Here is a 26642-nt window from a genome sequence, read left to right on the forward strand (position 1 = left end):
TCCCTAGTTGTTCACCTGTGACCGACCCCGCCCTCCCCGCCGATTCCGGCGCGCCCGAATGGCTCGCGCGACTCAACGAACCGCAGCGCGAAGCCGTGCTGACGACCGAAGGCCCGGTGCTCATGCTGGCGGGTGCGGGCACGGGCAAGACCGCCGCCCTCACCCATCGCCTCGCCCATCTGATCCGTGAACGGAAGGCGTGGCCGAGCGAGATCCTCTGCGTCACCTTCACAAACAAGGCCGCGCGCGAGATGCGCCACCGCGTGGGCCAGCTGATCGGCGATGCGGTGGAAGGTATGCCCTTCCTCGGCACCTTCCACTCGATCTGCGCGCGCATGCTGCGCCGCCATGCCGAACTGGTGGGGCTGCAGAGCAATTACACGATCATCGACACGGACGACCAGCTGCGGCTGCTGAAGTTGCTGATCCAGGATGCCGGGATCGACGACAAGCGCTGGCCCGCACGCCAGCTGGCGGGGCTGATCGATGGCTGGAAAAATCGCGGGCTCAATCCCGGCGATCTCGATGCGATGGACAATGAGTCTTATGCCAATGGCAAGGGCCAGCAGATGTACCGCACCTATCAGGAGCGGATGAAGGCGCTGAACGCCTGCGACTTCGGCGACCTGCTGCTGCACATGCTGAACATCTTCCGCCAGCATCGCGACGTGCTGGAGCAGTACCAGCAGCGCTTCAAATATGTGATGGTGGACGAATACCAGGACACCAATGCCGTCCAGTATCTGTGGCTCCGCCTGCTGGCGCAGGAGCGCAAGAATATCTGCGTCGTGGGGGATGATGACCAGTCCATCTATTCATGGCGCGGCGCAGAAGTTGCCAATATCCTGCGGTTCGAAAAGGATTTTCCCGGCGCCAAGGTGATCCGGCTGGAGCAGAACTATCGCTCCACCCCACAGATCCTTGCCGCCGCATCGGGCCTCATCGCCGCCAACTCCCAACGCCTCGGCAAGACGCTGTGGACCGAGCTCAATGCGGGCGAGAAGCTGCGCGTCATCGGCGTTTGGGACGCGCCCGAGGAAGCGCGCCGCGTGGGCGAGGAGATCGAGCGGCTGGAACATGAAGGCGCGCCGCTGGACGAAGTTGCGATCCTCGTACGCGCGCAATACCAGACGCGCGAATTCGAGGACCGCTTCATCCAGATCGGCCTCAATTACCGTATCATCGGCGGCTTCCGTTTCTACGAGCGTGCCGAGATCCGTGACGCTCTCGCTTACCTGCGCGTCATCGCCCAGCCCGCGGACGACCTCGGTTTCGAGCGCATCTACAATCAGCCCAAGCGCGGGCTTGGCGCGAAGACGCTGGAGAAGATGTACCAGCACGCCCGCCGCCAGGGCATTCCGCTCGCCGCCGCAGCGCTGGAGCTGGCCGATAGCGACGAGCTGCCTGCCCGTGCCCGCAAGACCATTGCCGAACTGATGGCGATGTTCCTGCGCTGGCGCGAAATGAGCGAGGAGGTGACGCCCTCCGAGTTGCTGCGCACCGTGTTGGCCGAAAGCGGCTATGACGACATGCTGAAGGCCGACCGTTCGCCCGAAAGCGCAGGGCGCGCGGAAAACCTCACCGAACTCGCCCGCGCGATGGAAGAGTACGAGACGCTCGCCGATTTCCTCGAACATGTCGCGCTGGTGATGGACAATGACCGCGCCGACGATGGCGAGAAGGTCACCATCATGACCATGCATGCGGCGAAGGGGCTGGAGTTCAACCATGTCTTCCTGCCGGGCTGGGAGGAAGGCGTGTTTCCCTCGCAGCGCTCGCTCGACGAAGGCGGGCTCGCCAGCCTCGAGGAGGAACGCCGCCTCGCCTATGTCGCGATCACCCGCGCGCGGCGGCGCTGCACGATCCTGCATGCCGCCAACCGGCGCATTTACGGCCAGTGGACCAGCTCGATCCCCAGCCGCTTCATCGAGGAATTGCCCGAAGACACGTTCAACCAGGAGACGACCATGACCGGCGGTGCCAGCCTGTGGCGCGCCAACTGGTCCGAAAGCGAAGACCCCTTCGCCCATGTCTCGCGCGACAAGCCCGACCGCTCCAGCGCCCGCGGCCCCGGTTGGCAGCGCGCGCTCGCCAGCGGCTACGAGACCAAGCAGGTCCGCGTGAAGGAAAGCACCCGCTCAGCCGCCAGCTTCGCCGCCAAGCCTCGCGGCGACATCGCCGTGGGCGAACGCGTGTTCCACGACAAATTCGGCTATGGCGAAGTCATGGGGATGGAAGGCAACAAGCTGGAGATCCTCTTCGACCATGCGGGGACGAAGCGCGTGATCGACAGCTTTGTGCAGAAGGCGGATTAAGAGCCATGGATGAACGCCTTGTCCAACAAATACTGCTCGCTAGATATTACCTTCATCTCGCGTCTGAACAGATGGTTTCACCGCAACAAAGCTCTAAATTTGTTGCGATTAACCTACTGCACGAAGCTATTGAAGCGACGCTAATCGCCTGTGCAGACCATCTCAATGCAAAGCTCCCTGATCGCTGCACATTCGAGCAGTATCTCGATAAGATCGACGACAAACTGGCTGACCGAGAACTCCCCTTGCGGGCGCGTATACTTCAGTTCAATCGCGCCAGGGTCGCTGCAAAGCACCACCTTACGCTCCCGAATGATGAATTTATTGACCTCATGGGAAAGATCGTCCCCGAATTCATCAGGGATACGGTCCTGATTGTTTTCGATAAAAATATCGATGAAGTAAGCCTGATTGACCTCGTAGAAGATGAAAATCTTAAAGAATATTTACGCGAGTCCCAGATTCATATCTCCAGTGGAGATTTCTACGAATCACTCATAAGTTCTCGGAAGGCGTTCTACGCTCAATTCGAAAAAAATTATGACATTAGGGAATTTAAGAATGACAACAAGAGTCACAATAAAGGGATATTGAGCCCCTTCTCGCTTTGCCATGCACCCTACTATGCAAAAAACTCGCGCTACATTGAAGAGAATGTACGATCGCCAAGCGAGTATATTGTTTTGGATCACACCAGAATAGAAGCCGACCTAATTAGAGATGGTATAGATGTACACAAATTTTGGAACATCTGGCGCCTAACCCCTAGGGTTTACGATTTCAACGATGAAAAATGGGTTGTTGAACATGATTTTGACATAAAAGATGACGAATTTTTGCACGAGAAGTCCGTGTACGTTTTGGACAACTTGATAAATATAACCATACAAAGACAGAAGAAGATTAGATCGCAAATAAGTAGAAGCAGCTCCGTTAGGTACATAGAGGTTAAGCCAGAGACAAAATTCCTGAAGAAGGCCATGGTGGACAGCCCGATTGTTGGCGTACTTCCACCCGGAGTTCATCGAGTAAATATTATGAAGTCAGTTCCTGGACTCGACGGCAATGGCACGTTTTGGGAAGCTTCATATGTCAGGAAAAACGGCCCATGGCTATTTGGGTTCATTAATATCGATGAAACGGTAGGGGAACCCAAGGTCGGGCTTGTCGCTGATGGAATTGACCATCCAGACCTTATTCCTGGAGGATCCACAACAGGCGCTTAAGGTAGAAAAGCGAAATCGCGGAGTTCTGCGAACACTCGCACACCCAACTCACTCTTTCGCGGCATAAAGCGTCGACCGGCGTCGGGTCAGTAGCCTCACTTTTTGTCGCCAAACATTGGCCAAGATCCGAAGCTCAATCGAACCCAACCCCAAGGAACCCCGGCATCGGGCCGTTCCATTCGCCCGGCTTGCTCGGCGGCTCGCGGTCTTCGCGACGGGGCTTGCGTTCGCGTCTTTCCTCGCGCGGCTCTTCCTCGCGGCGCTCTTCGCGCTTGTCCTCGCGCGGCTTGCGCTCCCGCTTGGCGCGCGGTTCATCGTCACGCTCGCGGCGTGAGCGGGACTTCTTCTCAGCAGGCTTTTCGTCCCGCTCCTCGTCGTCGGACCGGCTGCTGCCCCCTCCCTGCGGCGTGACTTCGCCCCAGGGAAATTCGGGCACCTTGAACTTGGTCAGCTTCTCGACATTCTCGAGCGCTTCCTTGTCCTCCGGCGTCACCAGGGTGATCGCGCGGCCCTTGGCCCCGGCGCGGCCGGTGCGGCCAATGCGGTGGACGTAGTCGTCCGGGTGCCACGGCGTGTCGTAATTGAAGACGTGGGATACGCCCTTGATGTCGAGGCCGCGCGCGGCGACGTCGGATGCGACGAGGATGTTGACCTCGCCCTTCTTGAACAGGTCGAGCTCCGCAATGCGGCTGGACTGGTCCATGTCGCCATGGATCTCGCCGCTCTTGAAGCCGGATTTCTGCAGGTCCTTGTTGAGATCGCGCACCGTGGTCTTGCGGTTGGCGAAGATGATCGCCGTGGTCACATTGTCGACCTCGAGCAGATATTTCAGCGCCTGCTTTTTCTTGCGCGGGCTGATCTCCACCTTGAACTGGGCGATGTCCTTGTTGGTGGTGGCCGCTCGGGCGACCTCGATCTGTTTGGGATTGGTCAGGAACTTGTCCGCCAGCTTCTTGATCGGCGGCGGCATGGTGGCCGAAAAGAGCAGCGTCTGGCGCTGGGTCGGCAGCTTTTCGCAAATGAACTCGATATCGGGGATGAAACCCATGTCGAGCATGCGGTCCGCCTCGTCGATTACGAGGAGGTCGCAGCCGGTCAAAAGGATCTTGCCGCGCTCGAACAGGTCCATCAAGCGGCCCGGCGTGGCGATGAGGACGTCCACGCCCTCGTCCAGAGCCTTGACCTGGTCGCCCATCTGCACGCCGCCGATCAGCAGCGCCATGTTGAGATCGTGGTTCTTGCCGTATTTCTCGAAGTTCTCCGCCACCTGCATCGCCAGCTCGCGCGTCGGCTCAAGGATCAGCGAACGCGGCATGCGCGCACGGCGGCGGCCATGGGCGAGAATGTCGATCATTGGCAGCACGAAGCTGGCGGTCTTGCCCGTACCGGTCTGGGCGATGGCGATCAGGTCGCGCATCATCTGCACCTGCGGGATCGCCTCCGCCTGGATCGGCGTCGGGCTTTCATAGCCGGCATCGGCTACGGCGCTGAGCAATTCGGGGGAAAGGCCGAGATCGGCAAACTTCATAAGCGTGGGTATGTCCGGGTCTTGAGGCCTGCGGAAACCCGCAGGCGGAGGATGGCGAACCGTCAGGTCCGCCAGAACTGCCGCGCCCTATGCACCCAAGGGGGGAAAAGTCAAGAAAATGGCCCTGCGTCCGCTCGGGCGGCAGGTATCTAGTTGCCGGTGATCACCAGCCGGTTCAGCTCCTCCACCAGGCAGCTCTGCCCGGCACGCGATTGTAACTGGTCGCGCGCCACGCAAAGCCGGCCGTCCTCATTCCGCTCGACATAAAAGCCGGAATAGAAGGCGCGCGCCGTGCAGGAGCGGTTGAGCGTGGCCTTGAGGACCTGCCGATTTTCCATGAACAGCACCAGGCGGTTGTCAGACGTGGGCTCCACGCCGACGATGTCATCCACCTCGACGCAGTCGTCATGGCGCACTTCGCGCACGCTGCTTCCGGCCTCGTTGCGCGGGGCGAGCGAAAGCATGCGGTCGCGGGAATCGGGCGGGCTGGGAGAGACGCGAATGATTACCCGCTGGCGAATGCGCACCTGCCCCATGCTTTCGGGCCGGCGCGCTTCCTCCATCGCCCGGAATGGCGTGGTGTAGACTGCATCCAGCCCAAGATGCGGGCGGCGACGTTCGGGCTGCGCGCTCTCGTTGACGACTGTTTCCTGCGCACGCAGAGGCGCCTCGGCCGCGATCACCGGGACAAGGGCGGCCAGACCCGCACAGGCAAGAAAGAGTTGTCGTTTCAAGGCGGTTGCTCTTGGTACGGGCGCATGATGCCACCCGTCGTTCCTCTTCGTGTCTAGCGTCCCTCGTTGAATAGTGGCTTAACCTGCGGTTTCGCCTTTGCAAGCCTGCCCTGGCTTTGGCATGAGGCGCGCCATGATGACGCAAGACGCCTTTTGCGATGCCGCCCGCCAGTTGCTGGGGGATCGCGGTTTCACGCAGGACCCGGAGCTGGTCGATCCCTGGCTGACCGACTGGCGCGGGCGCTACACCGGGCGCGCGATCGGCCTCGCCTCCCCCGCCTCCACGGCCGAGGTTTCCGCGCTGGTGAAACTGTGCGGTGAATATGGCGTACCGATCGTGCCGCAGGGCGGGAATAGCGGCATGTCAGGCGGCGCCACGCCGGATGAGAGCGGCGATGCGCTGGTGCTCTCCCTGCGGCGAATGAACACAATCACCCGTTTCGACGAGGATGCGCGCGAGATCACTTGCGAGGCGGGCGTGATCCTGCAGACATTGCACGAGAAGGTTGAGGCGCACGGCCTGCGCTTCCCGCTCACGCTGGGCGGCAAGGGATCGGCGACGATCGGCGGCCTGATTTCCACCAATGCCGGGGGCACGCAAGTGCTGCGCCACGGATCGATGCGCGCGCAGGTGCTGGGGATCGAAGCGGTCATGGCGGACGGCTCCGTATTCGATTCGCTGGTGCCACTGAAGAAGGACAATCGCGGTTTCGACCTGAAGCAGCTGCTGATCGGATCCGAAGGCACGCTGGGCGTCGTTACCGGCGCAACACTGCGCCTGCTGCCCGCCTTGGCGGAACGCGCGGTTATGTGGGCCGGGCTTGGCGATATCCGCGATGCCCGCAAGCTGCTGGTCCATGCGCAGAAGCAGGCGGGCGATGAGCTGGAAGGTTTCGAAGTGATGCCCAAGCACTCGCTCGCCGCCGTGCTCGGCCACAAGCATGGTGCGCGCAGCCCGTTGCAGGGTACGCATGAATGGAACGCGCTGATCGAACTTGGCGCGGATGCTTCCGATGCCGACACGCTGCAGGACCGCGCGCAGGCGCTGCTCGAAAGCGCTTTCGAGGCAGGGCTGGTGGAGGACGCCACCATCGCCATGAACGAGACGCAGGCGGAGGAGTTCTGGATGCTGCGTGACGAGATCGCGCCCGCCGAACGCGCGCTGGGCCCGGCAATGCAGCACGACATCTCCGTGCCCGTCGCAAGCATGGCCGATTTCGTCGCCGACACCGTACCGCAGGTGGAGGAACGTTTCCCCGGAACGCGCGCGGTCGCCTTCGGTCACCTCGGCGATGGCAATGTGCATTACCACGTGCTCGCTCCGCAGGGTGCGATGCCCGGGGAATGGGAAGCGTCCGACGGCAAGGTGATCAGCGCCTATGTCCATGACCTCGTCACCCAATGGGGCGGTTCGATCAGCGCCGAACACGGCATCGGCCAACTCAAGCGCGACGAGCTGGCTCGGCTCGGTGACCCGGTGCAGATCGCGATCATGCAGCAGGTAAAGGCCGCGCTCGATCCCCGGGGATTGCTCAATCCCGGCAAACTCGTACCGCTTGCACCGGAGGCGAGCACCCACTAAAGCCCCGCCCCAACATTTAATAGGCCGCAGCCGGGACCATCCTGTCGGCGGTCATGCCAGCCCAGAAAATCCAATTTCGGAGAGATACTCATGGCCAGCGCGCCGAAACAAGGTCTGCCCATCCTTTACAAGGACCTCGCCCCGCTCAACAGCAAGGAGCACGGCTCGTGGAAGTCGAAGTCCGTGGACAAGGCACCTTGGGTGGCCAAGCAGCACGCGATCCCGCTGACGGTCGAGGAATTCCCGCAGGCCCAGCGCAGCTTCCCGATCGTGTTTTCCGCGGGCGACAACCCCGTTCCGCTGGCTCTGATGGGCCTCAATGAAGGCGCCAATGTCTTCTTCGAGGAAGACGGTTCGCCGATCGGCACGCCCTATATCCCGGCCTATGTCCGCCGCTATCCCTTCCTGCTCGCCAAGCTGCAGCAGGGTTCGGAAGACCTCTCGCTGTGCTTCGACCCGTCGAGCGACATGCTCGGTGATTTCAAGGAAGGCCGCGAGATCTTCGACAAGGACGGCAAGCCGACCCAGCACACGCAGGAACTGCTGGCTTTCTGCCAGAAGTTCGAGGAAGCCGGCATGAAGACCAATACCTTCATGGAAGAGCTGACGAAGGCCGAGCTGCTGATGGACGGCGAAGTGGCGATCAACCGCCAGGATGGCCAAGGCCAGCCCTTCATCTATCGCGGTTTCAAGATGGTCAACCAGGACAAGCTGCGCGAAATGCGCGGTGACCAGCTGCGCAAGTGGAACGAAAACGGCATGCTGCCGCTGATCTTCGCGCACCTCTTCTCGCTCGACCTGATGCGGGTGATTTTCGCCCAGCAGAGCGAGCAGGGCAAGGGCCCGAGCATCCCCGCAAACGCTGCGGAAGCCGCTCCGGTCAATTGATCCTTTCGGAAGCTTTTCTATTCCGTGCAGGCGCTGGCGAAGTATTCGCCCGCGTCTGCACTTGAACAGCCCGAATTTCGCACTATTTTAACGGTGTCCCCCCGGCTCCCCTCATGGCCGGACGGGATAAGTGCGTGAATGCGCACTTCCTCCCTGAACCTTGGCCGCCTCGTGCTTCGCGCACGGGGCGGTTTTTTCTTGTCTGGAGTCGATTCGCTATTCGGCGGCCTGCGGCATGCTGCGCGGGCCCGCCACCAGCTCCTCCGCCAGCCGGCGCACCAGCCCGGCGATAACATCCGCCACCGCATCCAGCCCCTCGCCCGCCTCTTGCAGCGAGGGGTCAAGATAGGCCGCACGGCAGATTTCCACCTGCATGGCGTGCAGACCGCGCGCGGGAGCGCCGTGCCGGTCGAGCACATAGCCCCCGGCATAGGGACGGTTATGCGCCGCGCGCCGTCCCTCAGCATCGAAATGGTGGAACGCGGCAAGGCTGAGATGCGCGCCGCAGGACGAGCCGTAGCGATCGCCAATGACGAAATCGGGCGCCGGATCGTGGCCGGCCTTGCTGCCAAGCGGCGGCATGGAGTGAATGTCGAGCAGCAACGCCGCTCCCCAGCGATCGCGCAACGTTTCCAGCGCTTGCGCCAGCATGCCGTGATAGGGGCGGTGAACCAGCTCTATCCGCGCGTCGAGCTCTTCGGGATCGAGCCGCGACTTCCACAATTCGCCCATGCCCGGCAGGCGGCGCGGCACCAGCCCCAGCCCGCTGCGCGCGCGGCGGCCGGCGGCATATCGCGCCCGTCCGCCAAGCGCTTCGCGCAAGGCCGAACCTGGGCGGCCTCCAGCAACCATCTCCCAGTCCATATCCTCGGTCGCGCGGTTGAGGTCGATCATCGCCCGCGGCGCGTTGGCGACCAGCAGCGCCGCGCCGGTCGCTTCGGCCACGCGCGTCGCAACAAGGTCTGCCAGCCGGTCTTCCAGCCGCAGGCACGCCTGTTCGGGATGGCGCATCCGTTGGAGCAAGTCGGGCGGATAGGCGCGTCCGGCATGCGGCACGGCCAGCAGGACCGGAACGGCCGAGGGCTTGCGCCGATGCAGCTCGAACGCGGCCTGTCCTTCGGCACCGGGCAGCAGCCCGCCTTGTACCGGTCCCGAATCGCGGGGGATTTTCGGCATATCGGCCATGACCACAGTGCTGGCCTGTCTTATGCACGAAGTCAAAATTGCTGTTCCAAAGCTGGTCACCCGCGAAATGCGGCGGGAAATCTGCGGCGGGTCGGTTTAGGCCCCGGTTGCGAGATTAAGAAGAAGGAGCACACCATGATCCGTATCCTGCTGGCCGAAGACGACGAGGCCATGCGCAGCTACATTACGCGCGCACTGGAAAACGCAGGATATTCCGTAGTCGCGGTGGGCAGCGGCGTGGAAGCGCTTCCGTTGATCCAGACCGAGATCTTCGACCTGCTGCTGAGCGATATCGTGATGCCCGGGATGGACGGCATCGAACTGGCGCAGAAGTGCAACGAGGTCAGCCCGTCCACCAAGGTGATGTTCATCACCGGCTTCGCCGCCGTCACCCTGCGCGCCAATCGCGAGGCGCCGCATGCCAAGATGCTATCCAAGCCCTTCCATCTCAAGGATTTGGTGAGGGAAGTGGAGCGCATGTTCGAAGATGCCGTGCCGATGATGGTATAAGCGGTGTTCAAGGGTCTTGCCACGCGGCCAGACCGGCGCTAGATGGCCCGCCTGCCGCGCGCATATGCGAGAGGCAGAGGCAGAATGGCTCGGGGCGTATAGCTCAGTGGTAGAGCACTATGTTGACATCGTAGGGGTCCCAAGTTCGAACCTTGGTACGCCCACCATTCTCCGCCAATGATCGAAGACCCGTCGCGAAAGCGGCGGGTTTCGTCGTTTTGGGGCCCGGATCGGCCCCACTCACCGCCCCCGCCATATCCGCCTCCCTTGCGCCCGCGCGAGTCGCTGCTAAGACGCGCGCAAATTCCCTTCGGATTTCTCAAGAGACAGGAACCTCCATGGCAAAAATTCAGGTCAAGAACCCGATCGTCGAAATCGATGGCGACGAGATGACGAAGATCATCTGGCAGTGGATCCGCGAACGGCTGATCCTGCCCTATCTCGATGTCGACCTGAAATATTACGACCTCTCGGTCGAAAAGCGCGACGAGACCGACGACCAGATCACCATCGATGCCGCCAACGCGATCAAGCAGTATGGCGTGGGCGTGAAGTGCGCCACCATCACCCCGGACGAGGCGCGCGTGGAGGAATTCAACCTCAAGCAGATGTGGCGCAGCCCCAATGGCACGATCCGCAACATCCTGGGCGGCACGATCTTCCGCGAGCCGATCGTGATCGACAACGTGCCGCGCCTGGTGCCCGGCTGGACCGATCCCATCGTGGTTGGCCGCCATGCCTTTGGCGACCAGTATCGCGCCACCGACACGCTGATCCCCGGCGCGGGCAAGCTGCGCATGGTGTTCGAGGGTGAGGACGGCAAGAATATCGACCTGGAGGTTCACACCTTCGACCAGCCCGGCGTCGCGATGACGATGTACAACCACGACGAATCGATCCGCGATTTCGCGCGCGCCAGCTTCAACTACGGCCTCGACCGCAAGTGGCCGGTATACCTGTCGACCAAGAACACCATCATGAAAAAGTACGATGGTCGCTTCAAGGACCTGTTCCAGGAGGTCTTCGATACCGAGGGCTTCGACAAGAAGTTCGAAGAAGCCGGCATCACCTACGAACACCGCCTGATCGACGACATGGTTGCCGCCGCGCTCAAGTGGAACGGCAAGTTCGTCTGGGCCTGCAAGAACTATGACGGCGACGTGCAGTCGGACGTCGTGGCGCAGGGTTTCGGCTCGCTCGGCCTGATGACCTCCGTGCTGATGACGCCCGATGGCAAGACCGTGGAAGCCGAAGCCGCGCACGGCACCGTCACCCGCCACTATCGCCAGCACCAGCAGGGCAAGGCCACTTCGACCAACCCGATCGCCAGCATTTTCGCCTGGACGCGCGGCCTCATCTATCGCGGCCGGTTCGACAACACGCCTGACGTCGTCGCCTTCGGCGAGACGCTGGAGCGGGTCTGCATCGAATGCGTGGAAAGCGGCAAGATGACCAAGGACCTCGCCCTGCTGATCGGCCCTGACCAGAGCTGGATGACCACCGAGCAGTTCTTCGAAGCCATCGTCGAAGGCCTGGAAAAGGAAATGGCGGCGCAGGGCCTCGGCTGATCGCCACACGCCATTTGACCAAACAAATCGCATGACGGCGTGGTAATGCGCAGCTTTTCAGGAAGAAGCTGCTGCATTGCCGCGCCGCTTGCTTTAATGCGCAAGGCAGACAGACAAGGGCAGCACTCCCCATGACCAAGGCACGCCTCGAAATCCGCCAGGCAGTCCCCGCCGATATCCCTGCGATCGAGAAGCTGGTGGGCCGGGTCTATCAGGATTTCGCACCCTACCCCCGGCGCAAGCTGGTGGGCCAGTTGAACAATTACCCCGAAGGCTGTTTCATCGCGATCCTCGATGATCAGCTGGTGGGATATTGCGCCACCATGCGCCTGAGCGGGGACAAGGCGCTGTCGCCGCACAATTGGGCGGAGATCACCGGCAATGGCTATGGCAGCCGCCACGATCCCACGGGAAACTGGCTCTACGGTTACGAGATGTGCGTCGATCCCAAGGTTCGGGGAACCCGGATCGGGCGCCGCCTCTATGAGGAACGGCGCTTCCTTGCCGAGCAGCAGGAGCTGAAAGGCATCGTCTTCGCCGGGCGCATGCCCAACCTCAAGCGTCACTGGCGCAAGGTCGAGAACGCACAGGATTATGTCGACCAGGTCGTTGCCGGAAAGCTGCATGACCCGGTAATCCGCTTCCAGCTGGCCAATGGTTTCGAGCCTGTCGGCATCCTGCACGATTACCTGCCGGACGATACCGCCAGCCGCGGGAATGCCGTGCACATGGTATGGCACAATCCCTTCGTCGACCAGGAGGAGGATGAGCGGCGCCGCGTGCCGCGCGGTGTGGAAAGCGTGCGGATAGCCACCTGCCAGCTGCAGGCACGCGCGGTGAAGGACTTCGACGAATTCATCGGCCAGGTCCGCTATTTCGTCGATATCGCAAGCGATTACGGGTCCGACTTCATCCTGTTTCCGGAACTCTTCACGCTCATGCTGCTGAGCGCGGAGGAGAAGGAACTCACGCCCATCGAATCGATCGAGAAGCTCAGCGAGTACACGCCGCGCATTCGCGATGCGCTGTCCGATATGGCGCTGAAGTTCAACATCAACATCATCGGCGGGTCGCATCCCACGCGCATGGATGACGGCGACATCCACAATGTCGCCTATGTCTGCCTGCGCGACGGCTCGATCCACGAGCAGGAGAAGATCCACCCGACGCCCAACGAAGCCTATTGGTGGAACATCAAGGGCGGCGATTCGATCGACGTGATCCAGACCGATTGCGGCCCGATCGGGGTGCAGATCTGCTACGACAGCGAGTTCCCCGAGCTCTCACGCAGGCTGGTGGACGAAGGCGCAAGGATCATCTTCGTGCCCTTCTGCACCGACAGCCGGCAGGGCTATATGCGCGTGCGCTATTGCTCGGCCGCGCGCGCGATCGAGAACCAGTGTTTCGTGGTGATGAGCGGCAATGTCGGCAATCTGCCCAACGTCGCGAATATGGACATCCAGTATGCGCAAAGCTGCATCCTGACCCCCTGCGACTTCCCGTTCGCGCGTGACGGCATCGCCGCCGAAGCGACCGAGAATGTCGAGACGCTGACGATCAGCGACGTGAACCTCGCGGATCTCAGCTGGGCGCGCGCGGAAGGAACGGTGCGCAATCTCGCCGACCGCCGCTTCGACCTCTACCGGATCGAATGGGACGAGGACGCTGCGGGCAGCAGCCGCGAGCCCGGTGGCCCGGTCCCGGCACGCGGGCACGGCCCTGGTGGGGGATAGGCGATAGGGCGCGGCACAACCGTGCACCGCTTCCATTTGCGCATTGCAGCGCCCCCGTTTCGTCTGACATAGGGGAGCCATGCACGGCGGCCATATTTCCCCGATCATGTCTGATGCACTGGTGATTCTTGGAGCAGCGGGGATCGTCATCCCGCTGTTCGCGCGGTTCCGCATCACGCCGATCATCGGTTTCATCCTCGTCGGCCTGCTGGTCGGCCCCTATGGCCTTGGCCGCATGGTCTATGAGGTCGAATGGCTGACCTATGTCACCATCACCGATCCCGAGCGGCTCGACCCCTTCGCTGAATTCGGCATCATCCTGCTGCTGTTCACCATCGGGCTGGAGCTGAGCTTCAACCGCCTGTGGGAATTGCGCCGCCTGGTCTTCGGCCTGGGCGCGCTGGAGCTGCTGATCATCGGATCGCTGCTCGCCGCCTTCCTGTCGATGATGGGGCAGTACTGGACCGGCGCGCTGGGCCTTGGCCTTGCCCTCGCCTTCTCCTCCACCGCGCTGGTGCTGCCGATCGCGGGCACCAAGACGCCGGTGGGCCGCGCGGCGCTGTCCATGCTGCTGTTCGAGGATATCATGATCGTGCCGATCATCTTCCTCCTCGGCGCGCTCGCCCCCTATGCCGCGGCAGAGGAAGGCGCGAGCCTGCTGACGACCCTGTGGCAGGGCGCGCTGGTGGTGGCGGTGATGATGATCGCGGGCCGCTTCGCCCTCCCCCACCTCTTCGCCCTCGCCGCCCGCGCCAAGAGCCCGGAACTGTTCCTTGCCGCCAGCCTGCTGGTGGTGATCGGCGCCAGCCTTGCCACCGCGCTGGTCGGTCTCTCCCCCATCGTCGGCGCCCTGATCGCCGGCCTGCTGATTGCCGAAACCGAGTATCACACCGAGGTCGAAGGCATTATCGAACCCTTCAAGGGCTTGGCGCTGGGTATCTTCCTCATCACCGTGGGCATGGGGATCGACCTGACGGTGATCTGGGCCAATCTCGGCACCATCCTTATCGCAGTGGTCGGCGTGCTGGTGCTGAAGGCCGTGGTAACCGGTGTGCTGCTGCGCCTGATGGGCGCGCGGCGCGGCACGGCGACCGAGACCGGCATCTTGATGGCCAGCCCCTCGGAGACCACGCTCATCGTAATGGCCGCGGCGACGCAGGCCATGCTGATCCAGCCAGGCACTGCGCAATTCTGGCAGATCGTCACCGCCATCGGCCTTACCATCACACCACTGCTCGCCATGCTGGGCAAGCATGTGGGGAAGCGCGTCGATTCGGCGCCTGCGCTCGATACGGAGCAGGTGAAGGACGGGAAACCGCGCGTCATCGTGATCGGCCTGGGCCGCGTAGGCCGACTGGTCGCGCAGATGCTGGAAAAGCACGACCAGCCCTATGTCGCGGTCGATTCCGATTCCGACATGATCGACCTCGCCCGGCGCGAGGGCTATCCGGCGATCTTCGGCAATGCCGCGCGCGGCGACATCCTCGACAAGCTGGGGATGGAGAACTGCCCGGCAGTGATCCTGACCATGGACGAACACGTGCTGGCCCAGCAGCTGGTTCGCAAGCTACGCACCGCGCATCCCGACCTGCCGATCATCGCCCGCGCGCGCGATTCGGTCCATGCAACCGAGCTCTACAAGAGCGGGGCGACCGTCGCGGTGCCCGAAACGCTGGAAAGCTCGCTGCAATTGTCCGAAGCGGTGCTGGTCGAACTGGGCGTCGCCATGGGGCCGGTCATCGCCAGCATCCACGAAAAGCGCGACGAATTCCGCGAGCTGATCCAGCACGAGGCCCAGCTGGAGCACAAGCCGAAGCTGCGCACCAGCAGCCTCGAGGGCTAGGCCCCTCCTCGATCCTCAGGCTGCAAGTAGGCTCCGCACGGCAGCCAGCGCATCGTCCGCCTTGTCGCCATCCGGCCCGCCGCCCTGCGCCATGTCCGGCCGGCCGCCCCCGCCCTTGCCGCCTAGAGCCTCGACGCCCGCCTTCACGAGGTCGACCGCGCTGATTCGATCGGTCAAGTCGTCGGTCACCGCGACTGCGAAGGCGGCCTTGCCGTCATTCACCGCGCAGATGGCCGCGACGCCGGAGCCCATGCGGCTTTTCGCCTCATCGAGCAGGCCGCGCAGTTCCTTGGGGTTCATGCCGTGGAGGACCTGCCCGGAGAATTTCACCCCGCCCACGTCTTCGTCCGCGGGCGTGGCAGCACCGCCACCGCCGCCAAGGGCAAGCTGCTTCTTGGCCTCGGCCAGCTCGCGTTCGAGCATCTTGCGTTCATCGACCAGCGCCGCGACACGTTCGAGCACTTCGTCGGGCGCGGTCTTAAGCGTGGCAGCGACCGATTTCAGCGCCTCCTCGCGGCCCACGAGCCATTGGCGCGCAGCCTCCCCCGTCAGCGCCTCGATCCGGCGCACGCCTGAGGACACAGCGCTTTCGGACACGATGCGGAACAGGCCGATATCGCCCGTCGCCTTCACATGGGTGCCGCCGCACAGTTCGACCGAGAAGTTGCGGCCGGTTTCGCCCGCGCGGCCCATGGAAAGGACGCGCACTTCCTCGCCGTATTTTTCGCCGAACAGCGCCATCGCGCCCGCCTCGATCGCATCGTCGGGGCTCATCAGGCGGGTGGAAACCTGCTCGTTGAAACGGATTTCCGCGTTCACATCGGCCTCGATATCCTCGATCTCGTCTTCCGCCAAAGGCTTGGGATGCGAGAAGTCGAAGCGCAGGCGGTCATCCGCGACCAGCGAGCCCTTCTGCGTGACATGGTCGCCCAGACGGTTGCGCAGCGCCGCATGCAGCAAATGCGTGGCCGAGTGGTTGGCGCGAATGCGATCGCGGCGTTCGGCATCGATAGCAAGGTGGACCGTATCGCCCACTTCGACCGAGCCGCCGGTGATCTTGCCGTGATGCGCATGCAGGCGGCCGAGCGGCTTGGAGGTGTCGGTCACCTTCATTTCCAGCCTGCGATCGCCGGTGATGCGTCCGTTGTCGCCGGTCTGGCCGCCGCTTTCGCCGTAGAAGGGCGTCTGGTTGGTGATCAGGATCACTTCCTGCCCGGATTCCGCGCGCGAGACTTCCTTGCCGTCGACCACCAGCGCGACCACGCGGCCCTCGCCTTCGGTCGCGGCATAGCCGGTAAACTCGCTCGCGCCTTCGCGCTCGGCAATGTCGAACCACAGCTCGCCATCGGCCGATGCGCCGGAGCCCTTCCACGCGGCGCGTGCGGCGGCCTTCTGCTGCGCCATGGCGGCATCGAAGCCGTCCTTGTCCACGCCGATGCCGCGGGCGCGCAAAGCGTCCTCGGTCAGATCGTAGGGGAAGCCGTAAGTGTCGTAGAGCTTGAAGGCGGTTTCGCCCGGCAGGCTGTCACCCTCGCCCATGTCCGAGGTTTCCTCGTCCAGCAGGCGCAGGCCCTTGTCGAGCGTCTGGCGGAAGCGCGTTTCCTCACGCTCGAGCACTTCGGTGATCAGCGCGTCGGCGCGCGGCAGTTCGGGATAGGCATGGCCCATCTCCTCCACCAGCGCGGGGACGAGGCGGTGCATCAGCGGCTTGTCCGCGCCCAGCAAATGCGCATGACGCATGGCGCGGCGCATGATCCGGCGCAGCACATAACCGCGCCCTTCGTTCGACGGCAGTACGCCATCGGCAATGAGGAAGCTGGTCGAGCGCAGATGATCGGCGATCACGCGGTGGCCGGCGAGCCCCTCGCCCTCCGCCTTTGCACCCGACAGGTCCTCGCTCGCATCGATCAGCGCGCGGAAAGTATCGGTTTCGAACACATTGTGCACGCCCTGCATAACGGTGGCGATGCGCTCCAGGCCCATGCCGGTATCGATGCTGGGGCGCGGCAAATCGCCGGTAATCCGGTCAGCTTCCTGCACATGCTGCATGAAGACCAGGTTCCAGATCTCCACGAAACGGTCGCCATCCTCGTCGGCCGATCCGGGAGGGCCGCCGGCGATTTCCGGGCCATGATCCCAGAAGATTTCCGAGCAGGGACCGCAGGGACCGTCCGAGCCCATGGCCCAGAAATTGTCCTTGGTGGCAATGCGCATGATGCGGTCATCGGGAAGCCCGGCGATCTTGCTCCAGAAGCCGGCCGCCTCGTCATCCGTGTGATAGACGGTGACGAGCAGCCGGTCCTTGTCGAGGCCCAGCTCCTTGGTGACCATATTCCAGGCGAGCTCGATCGCGCGTTCCTTGAAATAGTCGCCAAAGCTGAAATTGCCGAGCATTTCGAACAGCGTCAGGTGGCGCGCGGTATAGCCGACATTGTCGAGATCGTTGTGCTTGCCGCCTGCCCGCACACACTTCTGGCTGCTGACCGCGCGCGGCGCGGGCGGTGTTTCAAGGCCGGTGAAGACGTTCTTGAACGGCACCATCCCAGCGTTGACGAACATCAGCGAGGGATCGTTGTAGGGCACCAGCGGCGCAGAGGGCGCCACCAGGTGGTCATTGGCCGCAAAGAAATCGAGGAAAGCGCGGCGGATATCGTTGGTCGACTGCATGGCTGCCAGTTAGTTGCTCACGCCGCGCGGGACAAGCGGATTAAGCCGATGTGTGTGATCGCCCGCCATGCGGAAGGGCGCGGCCGGATGCAAAGGCCGGTCACGCCTTGTTTGCGGTGACGATCCAGCCCGCTGCGGGCAACCACACCACGCCATCGACATAGTGGTTCACTGCCAGCCGCCGCACACGTTCGAAGAATGCCTGGCGGTCGGCCTCCGACATTTCACGCGCGGCCATGGCAGCGGGGCCGATGGTGGCGAAATAGGTTACCGCATCGGCCACCGGATCCTCTCCCGCGCCCACGACCATGGCGAAGTCGAAGGGAGCGATGTCGATATTGGTCCACCTGCCATCGGTCAGGATCGATGCCATCCGCTCCCGGTCGGCAAAGGCAAAGGGGCCGGGCGACCCGGGCGACGGCGGGGCCGGCGGCTGCGGCAGCAGGCTGACCACCTTGGTGAAAAAGGGATTTTCAGCAGGCGTGCGGAAGCAGGAGAAGAGCAGGTTGGCATTGTCCGCCGCGTTACGCGCGAGATTGGCAAAGGCGGACGGGGGATCGTCGAAGAACATCACGCCGTGGCGCGAGACGAGCAATTCTGGCGCAAAACCCTCCGGCGCCGTCCATTCGGCGGCATCGGCGAGTTCGAAAGAGGCATTGGTTCGGCGGCTTCCCCGCTCCTTCGCCGCCTCGATCAGGGCAGGCGAGACATCGACGCCCATCACTCTGGCACCCGGCCGGCCGCGCGCGATGGCAAGCGAGAGCTCGCCCGCGCCGCAACCGATATCGAGTACCTGTTCGAAGGCGTAACCGCGCGTAAGTTCCAGCAGCTTCTCGGTCACCGCGGTAAAGCTGCGGTCGGTCCGCCTCCATTCGGAAGCCCAGGTTTCGCCCTGCACGCCCTGCCATTGGCTCTTGTCCATCGGTACGGCCCTCCTTCCTGTCATATGAAAAGCGGGGCTGCACCGGAAGTGCAACCCCGTTTATCTATCCAGCGAGACCAAACGTCAGCTGCCGAAGCCTTCTCGTGTCACAAACGCGAGCAGGTTTGAGCAATTGACCGGTTAGTCCGCAGCCTCTTCCCCAGCGCTGAGGCCAGCGAGGTCGACACCGATCGTCTTGGCCACATCGTCGCGCACTTCGCCATTGTGGGCATCAACAGTGCTGCGCACTTCCCCCTCCTCGTCCAGAAGCACCGCTTCCTCGTCCGATCCTTCTTCGACCAGCTGGATGTTCAGCGGACGCGGATAAAGGCGATTGGAGGCACCGTTGGTGCCATCGACCACGGCGCCGATGCCGCCACCCAGAATGGCATTGCCGAAAGTGGAGCCACCCAGGCGCGACTGGACCAGGACATATTCCGACCGATAACCATCGAGCGAGATGTCGACACGCTGGTCGTCCTTGCGGCGCAGTTCGATTTCACAGGGCGTCACGCAGGTGTCACCGCTGGTGAAAGACACTGTCGCGCCTTCGGGCGTGCTGTTGACCTGGTATTCCTGGTTGGTGCCATTGATTACGGTGGCGCAACCGGCAAGCGCCCACGCGGCAACGCCCAGAAGGGCGGCGTTCTTTAATTGCATCGATTCCCCCATTTCAAGATCGCCGTTCATGATCCACGGCGTGGGCGCTATTGCTAAGTCAAACGGTCAGCGAAGCAAGTAAAAGCGTAAGAAACCACCATATTCGAGGAAATTGGCTTCCAAAGCGGGGAAACTGCATCGGGTGCCGGTCCCCGCGCGCACCGCAAACACAAGGCCAAGGGAACGACTGCCGATCGCGCAAAGAAAGAAGCCGGCGCTTCACCCCCGGGGAAAGGGCAGCCGCGCCGGCTCCGGTTTCGCAAGCGCACCGCCCCGGTCGTCATTGGGGGCGGCTTGAGCGCTTCTTGAAGAGATCAGTCCTCGGCTTCCGCGTCCGGGCCGGTCATCATCTCTTCGGCAACCTCGTCGGTCTTACCGCGAATGGCGGCTTCCAACTGGCTGCAAATCTCGGGGTTTTCCTTGAGGTAGGTCTTGGCGTTCTCACGGCCCTGGCCGATGCGGATGCTGTCATAACTGAACCAACTGCCCGACTTCTCCACGATGCCGGCCTTCACACCAAGGTCGAGGATCTCGCCGATCTTCGAAATACCCTCACCATACATGATGTCGAATTCGACCTGCTTGAACGGCGGGGCGACCTTGTTCTTCACGACCTTCACGCGGGTGGCGTTGCCGATCACCTCGTCACGATCCTTGATCTGGCCGGTGCGGCGGATGTCGAGACGGACCGAAGCGTAGAACTTGAGCGCATTACCGCCCGTCGTGGTTTCCGGATTACCGTACATCACGCCGATCTTCATGCGCAGCTGGTTGATGAAGATCACCATGCACTTGGAACGGTTGATCGAACCGGTCAGCTTGCGCAGGCTCTGGCTCATCAGGCGGGCCTGCAGGCCGACATGGCTGTCACCCATCTCGCCTTCGATCTCCGCCCGCGGAACCAGCGCGGCGACCGAGTCGACCACCAGCACGTCAATCGCGTTGGAACGGACCAGCGTGTCGACGATTTCGAGCGCCTGCTCACCGGTATCGGGCTGCGAGACGATCAGTTCGTCAATATCGACGCCCAGCTTCTTGGCATAGACCGGGTCCAGCGCATGTTCGGCATCGACGAAGGCCACGGTGCCGCCACCCTTCTGCGCTTCTGCCAGAACATGCAGCGCCAGCGTGGTCTTGCCCGAGCTTTCCGGCCCATAGACTTCGATCACGCGGCCCTTGGGCAAGCCGCCCACGCCGAGTGCGATATCGAGGCCAAGCGAGCCGGTGGAGATCGCCTCCACATTCATCGCTTCCTTCTGTCCCAGCTTCATGGCTGAGCCCTTGCCGAATGCGCGATCGATCTGCGCAAGAGCTGCATCGAGAGCCTTCTGACGGTCCACGTTCGATTCCTTGTCTACCAATTTCAGACTTGCAGCCATGACACGGGCCTCCACACGTTCCAACAGTTGTGTTGAATTCATCAACTGGAACACTGTGTACGCATTTTGTTCCGCAAGAACAAGAGTGGAACGAAAATTTTTCCTACAAGCCCATGCCGCCGGGGGCGAAAAGCACGCTAATCCCGGGCGAGAGCGTAACGCAGCGACCAGTCGAAACTGCGGCTACTGTTCGCGGGAACGGTGACTTCGGTGCGAATCAGGCCGTCCTTCACAAAGGTCCGCTGACCGGGAAAGCGCACGTTCCATTGCCCCGATTCGCCAAGGTCGAGGCGGACCGTCACCGGATGCGGATTGGCGTTGGAGAGCGACACGCGCATCGCGGTCCACTTGCGGTCATTGTCCTCGGGCCCTGCAGCGCCCACGCGCGCGCATTCGGACATGACCTGATCGCTTGCGCCCACGAGCAATTCGACATCCTGTCCCTCGGCATAGTCGCGCAATTCAAGCTCACCGACCGGGAGTTCGCCGCGCGACCCGCGCTCAAACAGGATGGCCCGGCCCATGGGCAACGCCATACCGAGGCCGTGTTCGTCATCGTTCCTGGTGACGAGGAAGAGCGAGGTTGCATCGAAAGTGTCGGGACTGCCGTCACCGTCAAACCGGCGCCACGGCGTGCAGACGGAGGAATAGAGGAAGCGTCCCTCCACCTCGCCCTGGTCAAGGAAGGCGACCTGCTTCAGCCCTTGCCCGTTGACGTCCACCGGCAGGGGAATGCGATAGAGCTTGAGATCGCCAAGCGCCTCCTCGCTCGCCATGATGCGCGATCCGGTGACAACCACCATGTCGCTCACCTCGTCCGCGTAGGATTCGCGGCGCATCATGGGCGCCATGGCCATCTGCGCCATCGGCGGCGGCATCGGGGCACCACCTCGGCGATAAGGCGATCCCGCAGCCGTGCTGCCCAGCGGATAGCAGGTAAGCCGCAGAGGCCGGGCCTGCGGGGGATCGGAAAGGCCTTCGAAATCGCTTTCGACATTGAGCGTTCCCGCCACCGCCATCAGATCGGCATCTTCGAAGCTCTGGCCATTGTCATTGAGGATGGTGAGCCAGCTCATCAGGCTGAAGCGCAGGTCGTCGCTGCTGCCGCCTTCATGCAGGGTGGCGACATAGTTGGCCTGCCAGTCGAAGCCCCAGGCAAGATAGGTCAGCGTGATCTCGTAAGTGCCGCCCGAAGCGTCGCGTGTGTCGATGGAGAAAACCGGTTGCGCGGAAAGGCCCGCGGGCACGGAATCGAAAGTCAGCCGCTCTGGGATGCCCGAACAGCGCACCGCCTCGAAGCCCTCGTTGGTCTGCAGCACCAGTCCGCCATCGGCGCGGGTGCGAATGATGGCGCTGCTGGTCTCCTCGGCCCCGGTGCCGGGATTGGTGCGGGTGACGCGCACGCGATTGCCCAGTGTCCCGTCCACCAGCGCAGCGGGGCTGAGCAGGTCTGCATTGCGGTTCTTCTCGATCGTGCCGCCGGGAAGGCCGGTGACGATGGCGGAGACCGCCACCATGCCTTCCGCCACGCCGGTGAAGCGGATGGTCGATTCGCCCGGCGGGAGAGTGACCTGGCGCGTTTCGCTGATCATCGCGAAACCACTGGGCCAGTCGCGCCGCATTTCCTGTCCGAGGCGGCGGTTGGGATCGCGATAGACGGTTACGGCGAGGTCGGTGGGCGCGGTAGCCTCGACCACAGCGCGGTCCTGCGCGGCGGCGTTGGAGGAGAGCAAGGCCAGCGATGCGAGACTCGTCATCGCGAGCGCTGCGACGCGATCCAGGGCCGATCGCGCGACGCCCTGGATTGCCTCGGGGCCATGCCCCTCGCAATGGCGAAGGAGCCGGGTCATTCGCCCGCCCCTCAATACTTCGTCTGGTAGGTGACCCGCACCACGCGCTCGCCATTGGCGGGCACGGTCACGCGGTAGAGGCGGTTGCCGGCATTGAGCTGCTCGCCCTCGACATCCTCGCTGGTGATCTGGAAGTCGCGCGCCCACCAGCCCCGGTCGAGCCCACCTTGGGTAAGTTCCACCACCACCGGCTCAGGCTTGGCGTTGGTGAAGGTGTAGCGCATTGTCGTGCGGTAATAGTCGACCGAGCGCTGCACATCGACTTCGCGCGTCACTTCGCCATCCTCGATCACGCGATAGCGATAGGCATTGCGGTATTCGGCAGCGGTGATGACGTCGCGGCTTTCGACCTCAGCCTGCATGAAGACGTCGAAAGCGTCGCCAGTGCGCAAGGACAGCACGCTGCCCATGGGCGTGTGACCGATGGAGTTCTCGCCAATGAATTGCGGATTGCCTTCGGAATCGCGCTGGTAGAAGCGCACCACCCCGGCAGGCAGCGCATCGCCGAGGCCGCCCTCGCGGCTGGAGGAGAAGCTGATCGCGCTCGACGCATTGCGCGGCGCGCGGTCGCTCTGCAGCCAGCTGGAGCCGATCGAATAGACGCGCTGAGCGGGAACGCCTTGGACATCGAGGAAGCTGACCTGCTTGGTCTGGTTGTTGGCGATCGTGGTACGGCCCTCGATCGGGTAAAGGTAGTAGTCGCCCAGCCGCTCGCGTTCGGCGGTCTCGGTGCCCGGCTCGATCAGGTCGGTGCGCGGCCGGCCACGACCGCCGCCACTGACATTGCCCGCGACCAGCAGCGTGTCCGCCTGCGTGAAGGTGGTGCCGGTGGTGTTGGTCAGCGTGACCCAGCCCTGCATGTCCACCGTGTTGTTCCGCTCATCGAACAGCGCGACATAGTCGGACGACCAGCCGAGGCCGGGGGTGAGATAGCGGATCGACGCGTCGCGGGTGCCGCCGCGGCTGCTCTCCAGCGAGACCGAGAGCGTGGGGCGCGCGCGCAGGTTCGGTGGCACACGGTCGAAGATCACGCGGACCGGCAGGCCGTCATCACGCAGAACCTCGATCCGCCCGTCGATGCGTACCACCACGCCGCCGACGGTGGAGAGCACCTCGGCGCGCTCCATGGTCTCGGCCCCGGTGGCGGGATTGGTGCGGATCAGCGTGACTTCCTGCCCCACCGCCTTTTCCATCAGCTTTTGCGGGGTCAGCAGGTCGAAGTCGAAATTCTGTTCGACGATCGTGGTGTTAGCAGCGTTAAAGCTCAGCGTTTCGGGACGGATCATCGCCGACACGTCAGGGAAGCTGATGGTGGAGCGGCCCCGGGCGATATCGAGCCTGCGGATATCCTGCACCAGCGACTGGCCGTTATTGTAGATCGTGACCGAGAGGTCGCCCTGCGCCGTGCCTTCGCCCGTCGGGTCGGATTGCGCGAGAGTGGTGGCTGAACCGAGCGCCGTGGCGGCAAGAAGGGCAGCGAGTGCGAAGCGGTGCGGTTTCATCGTGATGGACTCCCCCTGGCGGCGATCCTCCTGGACCACCTCAACACGTGACAATGTCACACGCCGCCCTTTATCGCGGCTGAACGGGCGCAGTTAGCGTCCCTGCCCCTTGCCCGAGAGCACGCCCGCCGCCTTGTCGGCAATCTGCTGAACGCTGAAAGGCTTGGCGATGAAATGCATCGCCTCGATATCGATCTCGTTGCGCAACTGCTCCTCGGCATAGCCGGACATGAACAGGATCGGCAGGCGCGGCTGCAGCTTGCGGATTTCGCGCGCCATGGCGGGGCCGTCCATGCTGGGCATGACCACGTCGGAGACGACGAGATCGAACTCCTCGCCTGCTTTGACCAGCTCCAATCCCTCATCACCGTCGCTGGCGGTGACCACGTCATAGCCCTGCCGCGTCAGCGCACGTTCGGCAACGGCGCGAACCATGTCCTCGTCCTCCACCAGCAGCACGCGGCCGCCTCCCGACCAGTTGCGCGCTTCCTCTTCCGCCTCGGCCTTGGCCACGTCGTCTTCGGTCATGGTGTGGACGGGCAGGTAGATGGTGAAGCGCGCTCCCTTCACGCGGCCATCCGAGCCTTTGGTATTGCTGGCGAAGATGAAACCGCCCGACTGCTTGACGATACCGTAGACGGTCGAAAGGCCAAGGCCGGTGCCTTTACCCTGCTCCTTGGTGGTGAAGAAGGGTTCGAAGATATTGCCCAGCACTTCGGTGGGAATGCCACCGCCCGTATCCTCGGCAATCAGCACAGTGTAATCGCCCGCCGGGATGATCTCCGAACCCATGCGGCGGATGTCCTTTGCCTCCACCCGGCGCGTCGCGAAGCTGAGCGTGCCGGAGGCCGTCTCCCCGCCACCCGATGACTGGATCGCATCGCGGGCGTTGACGGCGAGGTTGATGATCACCTGTTCCAGCTGCCGCGGGTCGGCGCGCACCGCACCCAGATTGCGGTCATGCGTGACCTTGAGCGTGATCTTGGCGCCAAGCAGGCGTTTCAGCAGCTGGCCGACTTCAGAGAGCACGTCCGGCAATTGCAGCACTTCAGGTTGCAATGTCTGCTGGCGGCTGAAGGCGAGCAATTGCCGCGTCAGGCTGGCCGCGCGGTTCGAATTGGCCTTGATCTGCTGGATATCGTCATAATCGCTATCGCCCGGCGTATGGCGCAGCAGCATCAGGTCGCAATAGCCGATGATGGCGGTCAGTACATTGTTGAAGTCATGCGCCACGCCGCCTGCCAGCTGGCCCACGGCCTGCATCTTGGTCGCCTGCGCCACCTGCCGCTTGAGGCGCGTTTCCTCGGTCGTGTCGGCAAGGCTGAGAAGCACCGCCGCCTCGCCCAGCCCGCGCACGCCGGCAAGGCCAAGCGAGACGGGATCGTCCGGCTCCACGCGCAGGCGCACGGCGATGTCGCCGCTGTTTGCCGCGCCCTGGCCGAAGCGGCGCACGGCATCGGACATGGCGGTCTTGTCGCGCGGGATGACGATGTCGGACGGGTAAGGCGGCAGGTTCTTGCCCTCGACACCAGCAGCGCGGCGGAAGGCGGGATTGGCGAAAAGGAAGTGACCGTCGCGATCGGTCATGGCAAGGCCGAGCGGGAGCTGTTCGAGCAGCGCCTCCAGCTGCGGCGTCTGCCCGCGCGCCTCGCCGCCCCAGCCGCCCAGGCCCACACCGGCATCGAGCAGCATCATCAGCGATGGCCCGTCGCTCGGAACGGGCTCTTCAGGGCCGCGTTCGGCGGGATCGCTCAGCGGTACATGGACCAGCGTTTGCGGCGTGCCCTTGGCTCCTTCACGAGCAAAGAAGATGCGCTCGCGCTCGTCGGATCGCAGCAGGGAGACAAACTCCTGCCCCGCCATGCTTGCTTCCTCGTCGCCATTGGCGCGGCGGGCGAACGCAGGATTGACCGCGCGGATCGTGCCGTCGCCGCCCACCAGCGCGACGCAGATGCCTGCCGCGCCGAGGATGCGGCCGAACATGCCGGTGATGTGCTTGGTCATGGCGACCAGCGGCTCGTTCCTGAGGATCGGTCCGAAGCGCCAGATGAGGTAATCGTCGCCGCGCCCGGCACGGGTGGCCTCGGCGGTCCAGCTGCGTTCCTCGTCGGCGATGGTCGCCACCTCGCCGCTGTTCCCATCGCGCCAGGCGCCGCGCGCAAGGCGGGTGAGCAGTTCGGACGAGGCACCGTCCACCGGCAGGCGCGGCGGGGCGTGGCCGGAGCCGAACCACAGCTCGAAAGCGGCATTGGCGCAGACGAGACGGTTGGCGCGGTCGGTAATGGCAATGGCCTGTCCCGGCTGCTCGATCGCAGCAACGGTAACCGACCAGTCCGGCGATGCGGCCTGCGCCTGTTCGGCGGGCGCGGCCTGGTAGCGGGCGGCGGCAAAGGCGATAAGCCCCAGCACCGTCAGTCCGCTGGCGAAGGCCAGGGTGACCGTCCACGAACCTGTCGCAAAATCGACCAGCCCAATGCTCGCCAGCACGGCAGCGGCCACGGCAAGCCCGTCCAGCAGGCGCCGGGATTCTGCCATGCTGCCGATACTCGC

The 26642-nt window shown here is 63.3% G+C and carries 18 protein-coding genes and 1 tRNA gene; 9 read left to right on the forward strand and 10 right to left on the reverse strand.

All coding sequences use genetic code 11. The features are described 5' to 3' along the window. The first annotated feature begins 17 nt into the window (after positions 1–17). Both E5222_RS08625 and E5222_RS08630 read left to right on the forward strand, forming a co-directional pair. The gene (locus E5222_RS08625; protein WP_246021625.1) at positions 18–2315 is read left to right on the forward strand and encodes an ATP-dependent helicase; all 2298 of its coding nucleotides are present in this window, start codon (positions 18–20) and stop codon (positions 2313–2315) included. Between the two features lie 5 nt (positions 2316–2320). Continuing rightward, on the forward strand, positions 2321–3541 hold the full coding sequence (locus E5222_RS08630) for a hypothetical protein (protein ID WP_136693355.1): 1221 nt from the start codon (positions 2321–2323) through the stop codon (positions 3539–3541). Positions 3542–3674: 133 nt separating this feature from the next. Here E5222_RS08630 and E5222_RS08635 read toward each other — a convergent pair whose 3' ends face one another. Continuing rightward, the gene (locus tag E5222_RS08635; protein WP_136693356.1) at positions 3675–5069 is read right to left on the reverse strand and encodes a DEAD/DEAH box helicase; all 1395 of its coding nucleotides are present in this window, start codon (positions 5067–5069) and stop codon (positions 3675–3677) included. Between the two features lie 149 nt (positions 5070–5218). Beyond that, the gene (locus tag E5222_RS08640; protein ID WP_136693357.1) at positions 5219–5803 is read right to left on the reverse strand and encodes a hypothetical protein; all 585 of its coding nucleotides are present in this window, start codon (positions 5801–5803) and stop codon (positions 5219–5221) included. A 133-nt stretch (positions 5804–5936) separates the two neighbouring features. Here E5222_RS08640 and E5222_RS08645 point away from each other — a divergent pair, with 133 nt between their 5' ends. Together E5222_RS08645 and E5222_RS08650 are read left to right on the forward strand one after the other, a co-directional pair. Then, a complete protein-coding gene (locus tag E5222_RS08645; RefSeq protein WP_136693358.1) occupies positions 5937–7385 on the forward strand; it encodes an FAD-binding oxidoreductase in 1449 nt (482 codons plus the stop codon). A gap of 90 nt (positions 7386–7475) precedes the next feature. Further along, positions 7476–8273, forward strand: a complete 798-nt coding sequence (locus E5222_RS08650; protein WP_136693359.1) for a SapC family protein — start codon at positions 7476–7478, stop codon at positions 8271–8273. Positions 8274–8489: 216 nt separating this feature from the next. Here E5222_RS08650 and E5222_RS08655 read toward each other — a convergent pair whose 3' ends face one another. Further along, positions 8490–9458: an N-formylglutamate amidohydrolase gene (locus E5222_RS08655; RefSeq protein ID WP_246021626.1), complete on the reverse strand. Its 969-nt coding sequence runs from the start codon at positions 9456–9458 to the stop codon at positions 8490–8492. A 135-nt stretch (positions 9459–9593) separates the two neighbouring features. Between E5222_RS08655 and cpdR the strand changes: the two genes are divergently transcribed. The 5 genes from cpdR to E5222_RS08680 all read left to right on the forward strand — a co-directional run bounded on the left by cpdR (position 9594) and on the right by E5222_RS08680 (position 15112). After that, positions 9594–9968: a cell cycle two-component system response regulator CpdR gene (gene cpdR, locus E5222_RS08660; protein WP_136693360.1), complete on the forward strand. Its 375-nt coding sequence runs from the start codon at positions 9594–9596 to the stop codon at positions 9966–9968. Positions 9969–10060: 92 nt separating this feature from the next. Then, positions 10061–10135, forward strand: a tRNA-Val gene (locus E5222_RS08665). 171 nt (positions 10136–10306) lie between these two features. Next, positions 10307–11536, forward strand: a complete 1230-nt coding sequence (locus tag E5222_RS08670) for an NADP-dependent isocitrate dehydrogenase (protein WP_136693361.1) — start codon at positions 10307–10309, stop codon at positions 11534–11536. 131 nt (positions 11537–11667) lie between these two features. Beyond that, a complete protein-coding gene (locus tag E5222_RS08675; RefSeq protein ID WP_136693362.1) occupies positions 11668–13269 on the forward strand; it encodes a bifunctional GNAT family N-acetyltransferase/carbon-nitrogen hydrolase family protein in 1602 nt (533 codons plus the stop codon). Between the two features lie 106 nt (positions 13270–13375). After that, a complete protein-coding gene (locus E5222_RS08680; protein WP_246021627.1) occupies positions 13376–15112 on the forward strand; it encodes a cation:proton antiporter domain-containing protein in 1737 nt (578 codons plus the stop codon). A 15-nt stretch (positions 15113–15127) separates the two neighbouring features. Here the strand turns inward: E5222_RS08680 and alaS are convergent, their stop codons facing one another. The 7 genes from alaS to E5222_RS08715 form a co-directional block, all read right to left on the reverse strand. Then, positions 15128–17779: an alanine--tRNA ligase gene (gene alaS / locus E5222_RS08685; RefSeq protein ID WP_136693364.1), complete on the reverse strand. Its 2652-nt coding sequence runs from the start codon at positions 17777–17779 to the stop codon at positions 15128–15130. Positions 17780–17879: 100 nt separating this feature from the next. Next, positions 17880–18701 (reverse strand): class I SAM-dependent methyltransferase, encoded by an 822-nt coding sequence (locus tag E5222_RS08690; RefSeq protein WP_169053529.1) that lies wholly within the window; start codon positions 18699–18701, stop codon positions 17880–17882. Between the two features lie 141 nt (positions 18702–18842). Next, positions 18843–19361, reverse strand: coding sequence for a PEGA domain-containing protein (locus E5222_RS08695; protein ID WP_169053530.1), 519 nt, complete (start codon positions 19359–19361; stop codon positions 18843–18845). A 314-nt stretch (positions 19362–19675) separates the two neighbouring features. Next, positions 19676–20740 (reverse strand): recombinase RecA, encoded by a 1065-nt coding sequence (recA, locus tag E5222_RS08700; protein ID WP_136693367.1) that lies wholly within the window; start codon positions 20738–20740, stop codon positions 19676–19678. A gap of 137 nt (positions 20741–20877) precedes the next feature. Next, positions 20878–22590, reverse strand: a complete 1713-nt coding sequence (locus tag E5222_RS08705; protein WP_136693368.1) for a DUF4139 domain-containing protein — start codon at positions 22588–22590, stop codon at positions 20878–20880. An 11-nt stretch (positions 22591–22601) separates the two neighbouring features. Then, positions 22602–24092 (reverse strand): DUF4139 domain-containing protein, encoded by a 1491-nt coding sequence (locus tag E5222_RS08710; RefSeq protein WP_136693369.1) that lies wholly within the window; start codon positions 24090–24092, stop codon positions 22602–22604. 93 nt (positions 24093–24185) lie between these two features. After that, positions 24186–26627, reverse strand: a complete 2442-nt coding sequence (locus tag E5222_RS08715) for a hybrid sensor histidine kinase/response regulator (protein WP_136693370.1) — start codon at positions 26625–26627, stop codon at positions 24186–24188. Between the last annotated feature and the right edge of the window lie 15 nt (positions 26628–26642).

Source organism: Alteraurantiacibacter aquimixticola (genome assembly GCF_004965515.1).
Lineage (GTDB): Bacteria > Pseudomonadota > Alphaproteobacteria > Sphingomonadales > Sphingomonadaceae > Alteraurantiacibacter > Alteraurantiacibacter aquimixticola.